General features: G+C 69.8%; 11 protein-coding genes and 1 tRNA gene. 6 read left to right on the top strand and 6 right to left on the bottom strand.

Going from position 1 to position 12,956, the window contains the following annotated elements; genetic code table 11:
- Window positions 1-97: 97 nt before the first annotated feature.
- The 4 genes from QQM67_RS29135 to QQM67_RS29120 all read right to left on the bottom strand — a co-directional run bounded on the left by QQM67_RS29135 (window position 98) and on the right by QQM67_RS29120 (window position 2,717).
- Window positions 98-928: an MBL fold metallo-hydrolase gene (locus QQM67_RS29135; RefSeq protein WP_314178151.1), complete on the bottom strand. Its 831-nt coding sequence runs from the start codon at window positions 926-928 to the stop codon at window positions 98-100.
- Window positions 925-1,998 (bottom strand): NUDIX hydrolase, encoded by a 1,074-nt coding sequence (locus QQM67_RS29130; protein ID WP_314178148.1) that lies wholly within the window; start codon window positions 1,996-1,998, stop codon window positions 925-927. Before QQM67_RS29130 ends, QQM67_RS29135 begins: the two co-directional genes overlap by 4 nt.
- Before the next feature lie 93 nt (window positions 1,999-2,091).
- A complete protein-coding gene (locus QQM67_RS29125) occupies window positions 2,092-2,562 on the bottom strand; it encodes a RidA family protein (protein ID WP_314178147.1) in 471 nt (156 codons plus the stop codon).
- Window positions 2,559-2,717: a DUF4177 domain-containing protein gene (locus QQM67_RS29120; protein ID WP_314178145.1), complete on the bottom strand. Its 159-nt coding sequence runs from the start codon at window positions 2,715-2,717 to the stop codon at window positions 2,559-2,561. Before QQM67_RS29120 ends, QQM67_RS29125 begins: the two co-directional genes overlap by 4 nt.
- Before the next feature lie 44 nt (window positions 2,718-2,761).
- Between QQM67_RS29120 and QQM67_RS29115 the strand changes: the two genes are divergently transcribed.
- Together QQM67_RS29115 and QQM67_RS29110 are read left to right on the top strand one after the other, a co-directional pair.
- Window positions 2,762-3,736, top strand: a complete 975-nt coding sequence (locus QQM67_RS29115) for an ArsA-related P-loop ATPase (protein WP_314178144.1) — start codon at window positions 2,762-2,764, stop codon at window positions 3,734-3,736.
- The gene (locus tag QQM67_RS29110) at window positions 3,733-5,160 is read left to right on the top strand and encodes an ArsA family ATPase (protein ID WP_314178142.1); all 1,428 of its coding nucleotides are present in this window, start codon (window positions 3,733-3,735) and stop codon (window positions 5,158-5,160) included. Before QQM67_RS29115 ends, QQM67_RS29110 begins: the two co-directional genes overlap by 4 nt.
- Window positions 5,161-5,586: 426 nt before the next feature.
- Here QQM67_RS29110 and QQM67_RS29105 read toward each other — a convergent pair whose 3' ends face one another.
- A complete protein-coding gene (locus tag QQM67_RS29105) occupies window positions 5,587-5,949 on the bottom strand; it encodes a WhiB family transcriptional regulator (protein WP_070017779.1) in 363 nt (120 codons plus the stop codon).
- A gap of 477 nt (window positions 5,950-6,426) precedes the next feature.
- On the opposite strand from QQM67_RS29105, the gene QQM67_RS29100 reads away from it, so the two are divergent.
- Complete coding sequence (locus QQM67_RS29100) at window positions 6,427-8,727, top strand: transglycosylase domain-containing protein (protein WP_314178141.1); 2,301 nt, start codon at window positions 6,427-6,429, stop codon at window positions 8,725-8,727.
- A gap of 135 nt (window positions 8,728-8,862) precedes the next feature.
- Here QQM67_RS29100 and QQM67_RS29095 read toward each other — a convergent pair whose 3' ends face one another.
- Window positions 8,863-9,330: a GatB/YqeY domain-containing protein gene (locus QQM67_RS29095; RefSeq protein ID WP_314178139.1), complete on the bottom strand. Its 468-nt coding sequence runs from the start codon at window positions 9,328-9,330 to the stop codon at window positions 8,863-8,865.
- Window positions 9,331-9,461: 131 nt separating this feature from the next.
- Here QQM67_RS29095 and QQM67_RS29090 point away from each other — a divergent pair, with 131 nt between their 5' ends.
- From QQM67_RS29090 to QQM67_RS29080, 3 genes are all read left to right on the top strand, one after another.
- The gene (locus QQM67_RS29090) at window positions 9,462-10,391 is read left to right on the top strand and encodes a metallophosphoesterase (protein ID WP_314178138.1); all 930 of its coding nucleotides are present in this window, start codon (window positions 9,462-9,464) and stop codon (window positions 10,389-10,391) included.
- A 213-nt stretch (window positions 10,392-10,604) separates the two neighbouring features.
- A tRNA-Pro gene (locus QQM67_RS29085) sits at window positions 10,605-10,678 on the top strand.
- A gap of 211 nt (window positions 10,679-10,889) precedes the next feature.
- The coding region (locus QQM67_RS29080; protein ID WP_314178136.1) for a tetratricopeptide repeat protein at window positions 10,890-12,956 on the top strand (2,067 nt) is incomplete at its 3' end.

Here is a 12,956-nt window from a genome sequence, read left to right as displayed (position 1 = left end):
AACTGCGTATGAGGGGCGTCCTCGCGGAGGGCGCCCCTCACGCGTGCGGTGCCGCCGCGGTGCCGCCGGGCGGCTCCGCGTCCGGGCCGGATCCGGGCTACGCCGCGCCGCGTTCCCGCAGGTAGGCGAGTTGCGCGCGCACGGAGAGCTCGGCCGCGGGCCACAGCGAGCGGTCGACGTCCGCGTACACGTGCGCGACGACCTCCGGCGCCGTACGGAACCCGCGCTCGACGGCCGACTCGACCTGGGCGAGGCGGTCGGCGCGGTGCGCCAGATAGAAGTCGATGGCGCCCTGTGCGTCCTCCAGCACCGGCCCGTGCCCCGGAAGCACCGTGGCGACCCCGTCGTCGACGGTCAGCGAGCGCAGCCGGCGCAGGGAGTCGAGGTAGTCGCCGAGCCGTCCGTCGGGATGCGCGACGACGGTCGTGCCGCGGCCGAGCACGGTGTCGCCCGTCAGCACGGACCCCTCGGCGGGCAAGTGGAAGCAGAGCGAGTCCGCGGTGTGCCCCGGCGTGGGGACCACGCGCAGTTCGACGCCGCCCGTGCGCACGGTGTCGCCCGCGGCGAGGCCCTCGTCGCCCAGGCGCAGCGCGGGGTCGAGCGCCCGTACGGACGTGCCGGACAGCTCCGCGAAGCGTGCGGCACCCTCGGCGTGGTCAGGGTGGCCGTGGGTGAGGAGGGTGAGCGCCACGCGCTTGCCCATGCTCTCGGCGGTCCCGAGCACATGGCGCAGATGCCCCTCGTCGAGCGGTCCGGGGTCGATGACGACGGCGGCTTCGGAGTCCGGCTCGGCGACGATCCAGGTGTTGGTGCCGTCCAGGGTCATCGCGGACGGGTTGGGCGCGAGGACGCAGTGGGCCCGCGCCGTGGCCTGGCCGCTGAGCTCACCGCCGCGCGGCTGACCGGGCAGGGACGCGGCGTTCGTCATGCGGGGCCGCTCCCTCCGGAGGCTGCGGATCCGCCGGTGCCGCCGGTGCTGCCGGTGCTGCCGGTGCTGCCGGTGGCGCTTCCGCCGCCCTCGCCCGCCCCGGACGTGTCGACCCGCTTGGTGAACTCGTCGTATCCCGGCCAGCTGAGCACGACCTGCCCGCCCTCCAGCCGCGCCTGCGCCAGCACCGGCGACAGGTCGCGGTGTGCGCTCGCCGCCAGCGCCTCGGCCGCCGTACGGTACGGCGCCAGCTGGCGCAGCATGGCGATCGTCGGCGGCATCATCAGCAGCTCGCCCCTGTCGTAGCCGGCGGCGGCCTCTCCGGGACGGGCCCAGACGGTGCGGTCCGCCTCGGTGGACGCGTTGCGCGTGCGCTGTCCCTCGGGCAGCGCGGCGACGAAGAACCAGGTGTCGTAGCGGCGCTTCTCGAACTCCGGCGTGATCCAGTGCGCCCAGCAGCCGAGGAGATCGCTGCGGAGCACCAGTCCGCGCCGCGTGAGGAAGTCGGCGAAGGACAGCTCGTGGGCGGCGAGCGCGGCGCGGTCGCGCTCCCAGTCATCGCCGGTCGTGTCGTCGACGACGCTCGCGGCGTCCGGACCGGCGAGCAGCACGCCCGCCTCCTCGAAGGTCTCGCGCACCGCGGCGCAGACGATGGCCTGCGCCGTGGCCTCGTCCGTGCCGAAGCGCTCGGCCCACTCGCGGCGCGAGGGGCCCGCCCAGCCGTCGTCCGGCCTGGTGCCCCCGTCACGACCGACGCCGCTGTCGCTGTCGCTGCCGGCGCCCCTGACCGAGTCGTCGTCGCCGTCGCGGCCGCCGCCCCAGTGCTCGTCGCGCGGGTCCACGCCGCCGCCGGGATACGCGTACGCACCGCCCGCGAAGGCCATGGACGTACGCCTGCGCAGCATGTGCACCTCGGGCCCGGAGCCCTCCGCCGCACCGCCGCCGTCACGCAGCAGCATGACCGTGGCGGCCAGACGCGGCGTCACGGGCGTGAGCTCGCCCGCCGCCAGGGCGCGGATTCGCTCGGGCCAGTCCGGCGGATACCACTGACCGTTCGTGGACGACGACATGGACGGATGCTACGGGCCGTCTCCCTCCGGCGTCGCCGGGTGGCGCCCGGGCGATCCACAAGGACGCAGGTCAGCGTCGCGCGGTGAGCTGCGTCACTCCGCCCAGTCGGCCAACTCGACCTGGATCTCGACCTCGACGGGCGCGTCCATCGGCAGCACCGCGACACCGACGGCGCTGCGCGCGTGCACGCCCGCGTCGCCGAAGACCTCGCCCAGCAGCTCGCTCGCGCCGTTGATGACGGCGGGCTGAGCGGTGAAGTCCGGGGCGGAGGCCACGAATCCGGTGACCTTCACGACCCGTGCGACCCTCTCGAGTCCGCCCGCGACCGAACTGACCGCCGCCAGCGCGTTGAGCGCGCACGTGCGCGCCAGGTCCTTGGCCTCCTCCGGAGTGACCTCACCGCCGACCTTCCCCGTCACCGGCAGTCTGCCCTCGACGAACGGGACCTGACCCGCGGTGTAGACGTACCGCCCGCTGCGCACCGCCGGAACGTACGCCCCGGCAGGGGTGGCGACTTCGGGCAGCGTGATGCCGAGCTCGGCGAGCCGGGAGGCGACGCTCACTGCTTCTCCCGCTTGAGGTATGCCACGAGTTGGTCGGAGCCGGTCGGCCCGGGCACGACCTGGACGAGCTCCCAGCCGTCCTCTCCCCAGGTGTCCAGGATCTGCTTGGTCGCGTGCACGAGCAACGGCACCGTCGAGTATTCCCACTTCGTCATGGTGCCGAGCGTAGCCCGTCGCCTTGCTGGTTAGGCTCCCGGGAGTGAGCAGGCTGCATGTTGTCACGGGCAAGGGCGGCACCGGCAAGACGACGGTCGCCGCGGCACTCGCGCTGGCCCTGGCCAGCGGGGGGAGGCGCACGCTCCTCGTCGAGGTCGAGGGGCGGCAGGGCATCGCCCAGCTCTTCGAGACGGAGCCGCTTCCGTACGAGGAGCGCAAGATCGCCGTCGCGCACGACGGCGGCGAGGTCTACGCGCTCGCCATAGATCCCGAACGGGCGCTCCTGGACTACCTCCAGATGTTCTACAAGCTGGGCAGCGCGGGCCGCGCGCTGAAGAAGCTCGGCGCCATCGACTTCGCGACGACCATCGCGCCGGGGCTGCGGGACGTGCTGCTGACGGGCAAGGCGTGCGAGGCGGTGCGCCGCCGGGACTCGCGCGAACGGCGCCTGTACGACGCCGTGGTGATGGACGCGCCGCCCACCGGCCGCATCACCCGCTTCCTCGGCGTCAACGAGGAGGTCGCCGGGCTGGCCAAGGTCGGCCCCGTGCACAACCAGGCTCAGGCCGTGATGCGGGTGCTGAAGTCGCCTGAGACGGCAGTGCACTTGGTGACGCTGCTGGAGGAGATGCCCGTACAGGAGACGGTGGACGGCGTGGCCGAACTGCGCGAGGCGGGCCTGCCCGTCGGGGCGGCGCTGGTGAACATGGTGCGTCCCCATCTCCTCGACGAGGAGCTGCTGCACCAGGCCGACCACAGTCCCGGAGGCGAGCTTGCCGACGCGCTGTCGCGCGCCGGGCTCTCGCGCGCCGACCGGCTCGTCGGACCGCTCATCGAGCAGGCGCACGAGCACGCGGAGCGCGTGGCGCTGGAGCGGGAGCAGCGAGCCGCGCTGGCGAAGCTGGACGTGCCGGTCTACGAGCTCGATCTGCTCTCCGAGGGCGTGGAGCTCGCCGGCCTCTACCAGCTCGCGGCGGACCTGCGGGAGAAGTTGCCGGCACGCCAGGAGAGGACATGACGAAGCGCAGGACGGACGGCCGTACGGACGCTGACACGGACTCCGGGGCACGGACCGGCGGTGGCTCCGCCGATCTCGCGGCGCCCGGCGGCAACCCGCTCGTCTCCGAAGTGGCCCTCCGCGTCGACCCGTTGATCGACGACCCGGAGACGCGGATCATCGTCTGCTGCGGCGCGGGCGGCGTCGGCAAGACGACGACGGCAGCCGCGATCGGCGTACGGGCGGCCGAGCGCGGCCGGAAGACCGTCGTGCTCACGATCGACCCGGCCCGGCGCCTCGCGCAGTCCATGGGGCTCACCGAACTGGACAACACCCCGCGGCCCGTACCCGGCATAGACGGGGAGGCCGGCGGCGAACTGCACGCCATGATGCTCGACATGAAGCGGACCTTCGACGAGATCGTCGAGGCGCACGCCGAGCCCGAGCGCGCCCGCGCCATCATGGCCAACCCCTTCTACGAGTCGCTGTCGGCGGGCTTCGCGGGCACGCAGGAGTACATGGCGATGGAGAAGCTCGGGCAGCTGCGCTCCCGGGACAAGTGGGATCTCATCGTCGTGGACACTCCGCCGTCGCGCTCGGCGCTGGACTTCCTGGACGCTCCGAAGCGGCTGGGCTCGTTCCTGGACGGGCGGTTCATCAAGCTGCTCATGGCTCCGGCGAAGGCCGGCGGCCGCGCGGGGATGAAGTTCGTGAATCTGGGGATGGCCGGGCTGTCGATGTTCACCGGCGCGCTCAACAAGCTGCTGGGCACTGGTCTGTTGCGTGACGTGCAGACGTTCGTGGCCGCCATGGACACCATGTTCGGCGGCTTCCGTACGCGTGCGGACGCCACGTACCAGCTCCTTCAGGCGCCGGGCACGGCCTTTCTCGTGGTCGCGGCCCCCGAGCGGGACGCGCTGCGCGAGGCCGCCTACTTCGTGGAACGGCTCGCCGAGGAGCGGATGCCGCTCGCGGGGCTCGTCCTCAACCGTGTGCACGGCAGCGGCGCCGCCGCGATCGGTGCGGAGCGGGCGCTGGCACTCGCGGAAAATCTTGAAGACGGCGGCATTGTCGATCGAGGGCCCGGGAAGGGAAACAAACACGGCGCCCACTCCCCCGGGCGCGGCTCGCCGGACGTCCCGGACTCCACGATGCGGCCCGAATCCGCAGAGGAGCCGACGGACCCGAACGGGCATACAGGACAGACAGAGCAACTCGCCGCCGCGCTGCTGCGGTTGCATGCGGAACGCATGCGGCTGCTGACGCGCGAGCGGCGCACGCGCGACCGCTTCGCCGCCCTCCACCCGGAGGTGCCGGTGGCCGAAGTGGAGGCACTGGCAGGCGACGTACACGACTTGGCGGGGCTGCGCACGATCGGCGACCTGCTCGCGGGCGGCGGCGGACCGGACCGCCCCGTGACAGCGGGCGGTTCCTCCGTGGCCTGAACCGGCCGCGCACGTCCGGTCGTTCCTCGTTCCGGGACATCTCCCGTGCGTACGTAAACGTACGTACGTCACGTCACGCGCGTAACCCAAGTAGCCGGAGTTGCCGCGCGGTTCGCGCGGACCGCCTGCGGGCGACACGGCCCGGGGCCCCCGGTGGCGTGGGCGCTCACGCCCCCCTTGTGCCACGCCCGTCACCACGCCAGCTCCGCGAACGGGCGTGCCCCGCACGGCCGTTCAGCCAGTACGTACGACGGGAAGCGACCGGTGGCGGTCGCATGGCGCCACGCACCACGCACGCGCACCGCCCGCCACACACAGCCGTGCGCCGCACCTCCCGCCCGGGTCTGCGCCCGAGCGGTGCAAACGGTGCGGCGCGGCATGTCGCGCGGAAGGAGTGGGAGCCGCGGGGAAGCGGCGGAGAAGCGCTCAGCCCGCTGCCGCGTAGTCCTTCACCGCGTTGACTGCGTAGTCCTTGGCCTCTTCGAGGTCGAGAGGCAGAACTCCACCCGTATCACGCTCGTACTCCATGCGTGCGGTCTCGAGCAGGCGGCGCCAGGACGTGACCGTGGGCCGACGGCGCAGCAGTGCTCTGCGCTCCCGCTCGGTCATACCGCCCCAGACACCGAACTCCACTCGGTTGTCCAAGGCGTCGGCCAGACACTCGGTGCGCACGGGGCACCCGGTGCAAACGGCCTTGGCGCGGTTCTGCGCCGCGCCTTGCACGAACAGTTCATCCGGATCGGTAGTGCGACAGGCTGCCTGCGCACTCCAGTCGGTTACCCAGCCCATAGCCGGCGCCGTCCTCTCCCGAATCGAGGCTCCCCCACGGCGGCAAGCGGCATATTCGCCGTTGCCAGTTGGTGACGTTACGGAAGGCAGGCAGGGTGCAACACCCCCTGCGGGCCCAATCTTGGATGGCCCGAACGGACTATGCGTGCGCAGCACATCACTCACCGGAGTGAGCCGGTAACAATCCGGACTCGACTTGAACTCAACTCAGGCCGTTTTGCACCTGAGTTGAGCCAGGTCCGGGACGTTCGCGGAACGCGAGGACTCACGGCGGCGCGGTGGGGAGGAACTTGCCGAACACATCACGACACTTGGCACTGTTACGGCCGTTCCGGACAAGCTTCATCACTCACAGGTAATGACGGAGCTGGTTGCAGCGGAGCGAGGCCACAGTGACGGTGTGAGGTTCGATGCGTACGCCAGCTTAGGCGAACTGAGGCTCCCCTGTCCGGCAATTGAGAACGTAGGCTGACCGCCATGGAGAAAAAGCGTTCGGGCGGTGGCGAGTCCGCGTTCCAGCAGGGCGCCAAGTTCCTCGGCGTCAGCGTGCTGGCGGGTGCGGTGCTCGCCGGTCTGGCGCTTCCCGCTGCCGGTGGCCTGGGCCTCGTCACGAAGAACACCGTCCAGGGCTTCGACGAACTCCCCGCCGACTTGAAGCGTCCGCCGCTGAGTCAGCGCACCACCATCCTCGACTCCGAGGGCGGCGAGATCGCCAAGGTCTACTCGCGCGACCGCACCGTCGTCGACCTCGCCGACATCTCGCCGTCCATGCGCAAGGCGATCGTCGCGATCGAGGACGCCCGCTTCTACAAGCACGGCGCCGTGGACCTCAAGGGCATCCTCCGCGCCCTCAACCGCAACGCCCGCAACGGCGAGGTCGAGGAGGGCGCCTCCTCCCTCACGCAGCAGTACGTGAAGAACGTCTTCGTGGAGGAGGCGGGCGACGACGCCGACAAGGTCGCCCAGGCAACGCAGCAGACCGTCGGCCGCAAGATCAAGGAACTCAAGTACGCGATCCAGGTCGAGGAGAGCCTCGGCAAGAAGAAGATCCTCGAGAACTACCTCAACATCACCTTCTTCGGGCAGCAGGCGTACGGCGTCGAGGCCGCCGCCCAGCGCTACTTCTCCAAGTCCGCGAAGGATCTCGATCTGGAGGAGTCGGCCCTGCTCGCGGGGATCGTGCAGTCGCCGGCCGCATACGACCCGGTCCAGCACGAGGACGAGGCCAAGAAGCGGCGCGACACGGTCATTTCGCGGATGCAGGCCCTGGGCCACATCTCCGCCGACGAGGCGCGCGCCGCGAAGGAGAAACCCCTCGGGCTCGACATGAGCAAGCCCCAGAACGGATGCATCACCGCATCCCACGGCGCCGGGTTCTTCTGTGACTACGTACGCGAAGTCTTCCTCAACGACGAGGAGTTCGGCGACACGCGCAAGGCGCGCGCCAAGCGCTGGAACCGCGGCGGGCTGACGATCAGGACGACGCTGGACCCGAAGGCGCAGAAGTCGGTCGAGGCCTCGGTCGAGAAGCACGTGCGCAAGTCCGACAAGGTCGCGACGGCCGCCTCGATCGTCGAGCCCGGCACCGGCCGCATCCTCGGCATGGGCCAGTCCCGCCCGTACGGCTTCGGCGAGAACGAGACCCAGATCAACCTGTCCGTGGACCACGACATGGGCGGCGGCGCGGGCTACCAGCCGGGGTCGACCTTCAAGCCCGTGATCGCGGCGGCGGCGCTCGAGCGCGGCATGAGCGTCTACAAGAAGTACCCCTCGCCGTACAAGATGCAGTATCCGTCTCCGGTCAGCACGTGCGGCGGCCAGTGGAGCGGCAGCGCCCCGGTGGAGAACGAGAACCGGCGCGAGGTCGGCCCGTACGAGATGAAGGAGGCCACCGCGAAGTCGGTGAACACCTACTTCGTCTCGCTCATCGGTGAGACCGGGGTCTGCCCCGTCACGCAGATGGCCAAGAAGATGGGCGTGGAGCGGGCGGACGGCAAGGAGATCGACCAGGTCCCGTCCATCACGCTCGGCACGCAGGAGATGTCGCCGCTGACGATGGCCGAGGGGTACGCGACCTTCGCCAACCGCGGCGTGCACTGCACGCCCGTCGCGGTCGAGTCGATCACCGACGCGCGCGGCAAGAGCCTTCCCGTGCCGAAGACTTCGTGCGATCGGGCGATGAGCCAGCGGACCGCCGACACCGTCAACTCGCTGCTGCGGGGCGTCGTCGAGGACGGTACGGGCCAGAAGGCCGGGCTGAGCGGGCGCGACAGCGCGGGCAAGACCGGTACGACGGACCAGCGCTACGCCGCATGGTTCGTCGGCTACACCCCGAACATGTCGGGCGCCGTGTGGGTCGGCGACCCCGCGCACAAGACCCGGATGACGGACATCTCCATCGGCGGCGTCTACCACGACAAGGTCTTCGGCGGCGAAGTGCCGGGCCCGATCTGGCGCGACGCGATGGCGGGCGCGCTGGACGGCAAGCCGGCCCCGAAGTTCAACCTCGTCCCGATCGACGACGACAAGGGCAAGGACAAAGACAAGGACAAGCCGAAGCCGCCCGACGACCCGTGGCCGGACATCACGCTGCCGCCGGACTTCATCGGCGGAGGCGGCAACGGCGGCGCCGACAGCGGCGCCACCACCGGCCAGACGGGCGGCTCCGACGCGGGCGCGGTCGGCGGCGCGAACACCGGCACGATCGAGGGCGGCAACGGCAGCAACGGGCGCGGCGGAGGCACGGGCGGCCGGTTCGGCGGCACGGGCGGCTTCTAGCGGAACGCGCCCCGCGGGGCCGGGTCCACGTGTCCGCGTGTCCAACTCGCGGCGGAGGGCGCCCCGTTGGGGAGCGCCCTCTCAGCACTCGCCCGTACGTACGGGTCCACGTACAGGCATGGAGTACGGACGCCTCTAGCCCGACGCCAGCCGCTTCTTGACCGCCGCCGCCACGCGGCCTCCTTCGGCCCGCCCCTGGACCTTCGGGTTGACGATCTTCATCACGGCGCCCATGGCACGCGGGCCCTCGGCTCCCCCGGCCCGCGCCTCGGCGACGGCCTCGCCGACGAGCGCGTCCAGCTCCTCGTCCGTCAGCTGCTTCGGCAGGTAGTCGGCGAGCACCTCGCCTTCCGCGCGTTCCCGTTCGGCCTGCTCGGCGCGGCCGCCGTCGGCGAAGGCCTCCGCCGCCTCGCGGCGCTTCTTCGCCTCGCGCGTGATCACCTTCTGCACCTCGTCGTCCGACAGTTCGCGCGCGGACTTGCCTGAGACCTCCTCCCTGGAGATCGCGGTGAGGGTCATGCGGAGGGTGGCGGAGCGCAGCTCGTCGCGCTCCTTGATCGCTGCCGTAAGGTCGTCCTGCAACCGGGACTTGAGCTTCGTCATGGCGTTTTCGTGTCCTCCAGAGATTCCGGTCCCCATCATCTCGCACGCGGGTCGCAGAGCGGGGCCGCGGCGGCGAGTGCGTCCCCGGGCACGGAGTGCGAGGGGTCGGCCGGGTCTGCGACCATGGGCGGATGCGCGCGCGATACGGAGTCCCCCTCGCCCTGACGGCACTCGGCACGGCCTGCCTGGGCTATGCGACGCTCGTCGAGCCGCGCTCCTTCCGCCTGCGGCGCGTCACGGTTCCGGTACTGCGGCCGGGCATGCCGTCGCTGCGAGTCCTCCAGATCTCGGACGTCCACATGGTGAGCGGGCAGCGCAAGAAGCAGCGCTGGCTGCGCTCGCTCGCGGGCCTGCGCCCGGATTTCGTCATCAATACGGGCGACAACCTCTCGGACCCCGAGGCGGTGCCCGAGGTCCTGGACGCGCTGGGCCCGCTCATGGACTTCCCCGGCGCCTACGTCTTCGGCTCCAACGACTACTACGGCCCCAAGCTGCGCAACCCCGCCCGCTACCTGCTGGAGAAGGCCAGCGGACGGCACGGTCTCAACGGGAACGCGCCCGCCGTGGGCGCCGTCCACAACCCGTGGGAGGGCATGCGGGACGCCTTCGACGCGGCGGGCTGGGTCGGGCTCAGCAACAGCCGCGGCCGCCTCAAGCTGGAGGGTGGCCAGGAGATCGCCCTCACCGGCCTGGACGACCCGCACATCAGGCGGGACCGCTACAGCGCCGTCATAGGCGGCCCGGAGCACGACGCCGACCTCTCGCTCGCCCTCGTCCACGCCCCGTATCTGCGCTCTCTGGACGCCTTCACCGCCGACGGCTATCCGCTGATCCTCGCGGGCCACACGCACGGCGGACAGCTCTGCGTACCGTTCTACGGCGCCCTCGTCACCAACTGCGATCTGGACACGGACCGCGTCAAGGGCCTCTCGACCCACGTCGCGGGCGGCAACCGCTCCTACCTCCACGTCTCGGCGGGCTGCGGCGCCAACCGCTACACACCGGTGCGCTTCGCGTGCCCTCCGGAGGCGACGCTTCTGACGCTCACGGCCCGCGACTGAGGGGCGGCCTCGTCGGGGGCGCCGCCGGCGCTTCCGGGCGCCGGTCGCGGGGGCGGTGTTCCGGCCGGCCTGAAGGAGCCCGGGCTGGACGCCGGCGGGACTGCGGCACGGCACGGACGGGTCCGTACCTCACACCCTGCTCGGGGCCGCCCACCCCCTGAAATCCGGATTTCGCTCCAGCCTCCGGCTGGGCTAGAGTGGTGCGCGTTGCTTCGGGGTGTGGCGCAGCTTGGCAGCGCGCTTCGTTCGGGACGAAGAGGTCGTGGGTTCAAATCCCGCCACCCCGACAGATGAAGTCGCAGGTGCAGCCCCATCTAGGACTGGTCCTAGATGGGGCTCATTTGTTGTGCGTGACTATCTGCGTGACTACGGTTCTCGGACGTCCGTCCATGGCGATCGGTCCGGACGACTCCAAGCGCTCGTTGGAATGGGGCGCCAAGTCCGCGCGCGTTTGCGAACTGCCGGTGTGCTACGGGTTGTTGGCCGAGGATGGGGCCCATGATGTGGCAGAAATGGCGCAAGTGGCTGGCGCTGGCCGGTCCTCTGATAGCTGTTGTCGTGGTGGCGGCGACGCCTGCGGGTGTCAAGGAGGGCGCCGTACCGTGGCCTAAGTGGTTAATAGCGGCCCTGCTCGCTGCCGCGGGTGTCCTAGCCGGAGTGTGGACGCCGCTGGTCAAGGCCGTAGGGGAAGCCCTAGCGGCGCCAACCAGACGAAACGCTCAACGAAGGGCACAGGCGGAGGTCGCCCGCAGGCGACTCCCCGCGTCCAAGGGCAAGCCTCCTCTCGTGCAGGAGGTTGACCCGGCGCTCCTTGGCATCCATGAGGCCATCTCGCTGCCAGCAGGTACGGCCGTGAAACACGACCTATCTCCAGACTTGCCCCGCTATGTCACCCGCGACATAGATTCGGACTTGCGCAAGGCACTGCAGACTGCAACCGGAAAGGGCGGATTCATCCTGCTCGTCGGCCCCGCCGCCGCCGGCAAGACCCGCTGCGCCTACGAAGCCATCCGCGCGGAACTCCCGGGCTGGGAGTTGCTACTGCCAGGCAACGACGCCTCAGCTCTGAACCAATTGGTTGAAGGAGAAGCAGAGCTACGAAAGTGCGTGGTGTGGCTGGATGAGATTCAGAAGTTTCTCATCGGCACAGAACGCCTGACCGCAGCGACCGTTCTCCGACTGCGCGCGGACACTGCAAATCCGGTGCTTCTGATCGGCACGATATGGCCCGATATCTACGACCGTCTGCGTAGCCCGGCTTCGGAGGGACAGAAGGAAACGAGCGAGGGCTTCGACAGCAACAGCCGTGACGTGCTGAAGCTGGCCCGCCCCTACAGGCTCAGCGGCACAAGCCCGGCCGAGTGGGCGCGCGCGGAAGAACTGTCATCCGCCGATCCTCGGATCGCCCAAGCCGCACAGCATCGCCATCATGGAGGGCTCACCCAAGTCCTCGCCGCCGCACCTGAACTCATCCACCGATGGGAACAAGCAGATGACCCGTTCTGCAAGGCAGTCATCAGCGCTGCAGTCGCTGCGCGCCGATGCAATCACCCTGAGACGATCCCCTTCGAGACACTGCAAGCTCTCACCGAGGAGTACTTGACGGGTCCCGATCGCGCAGCGGCGGCGAGCACCTGGTTCGTCGACGCTCTAGAGTGCGCGTGCGAGCCCGTTGTCAACAGTGGTGGCATCGCCCCGTTATCTCCTTACGGAGAAGCTGTCGGAGTCAGGGACGGCTATCGGGTCTCAGACGTCCTCGTTCACCATGCCACCGCCACCCGTGGGCAGGGATCGCACAACATTCCAACCTCCGTCTGGGCACGACTCATAGCCGAGGCCACCCCGCAGGCATGCATCGACATTGGCTTCGGCGCCTTCTACGAAGGTGACCACGCACAAGCCCGCTGCGCTTGGGAAAGGGCGATCGGCGCTGCTGAGACCCCCGACACCGAGGCTGGAATCGCCACAGTCATGAGCAACCTCGGTGTCCTGTTGATGGCGGAGGGAGAGATGGAGGGCGCCCGTAAATGGATGACCCGCGCCGCCGAAACAGGCATCGTCAGCGCTATGAACAACCTCAGCGCACTCGCGGCGAAGCAGGGGAACACGGACGAAGCCCGTAAATGGATGACCCGCGCCGCCGAAACAGGCGACACCAACGCCATGAACGAGCTCGGCGTTCACTCGGCAGAGAACGGAGACTTTGACGAAGCCCGTAAATGGTTCACCCGCGCCGCCGAAACAGGCGACACCAACGCCATGAGCAAGCTCGGTGTCGTGTTGTTGAAGAAGGGGGATATCGAGAGCGCCTGTAAGTGGTTCACCTGCGCGGCCGAAACAGACGACGGCAGCGCCATGAAAGACCTCAGCACACTCGCGGTGAAACAGGGGAACACAGACGAAGCCCGTAAATGGATGACCCGCGCCGCCGAAACAGACGACACCAACGCCATGAACGAGCTCGGCGTTCACTCGGCAGAGAACGGAGACTTTAACGAAGCCCGTAAATGGTTCACCCGCGCCGCCGAAACAGACGACACCAGCGCCATGAAAAACCTCAGCACA

Source organism: Streptomyces winkii (genome assembly GCF_032248595.1).
Lineage (GTDB): Bacteria > Actinomycetota > Actinomycetes > Streptomycetales > Streptomycetaceae > Streptomyces > Streptomyces winkii.
Note: the sequence above shows the minus strand (reverse complement) of the source record. Positions and strands in the feature narration are given on the sequence as shown.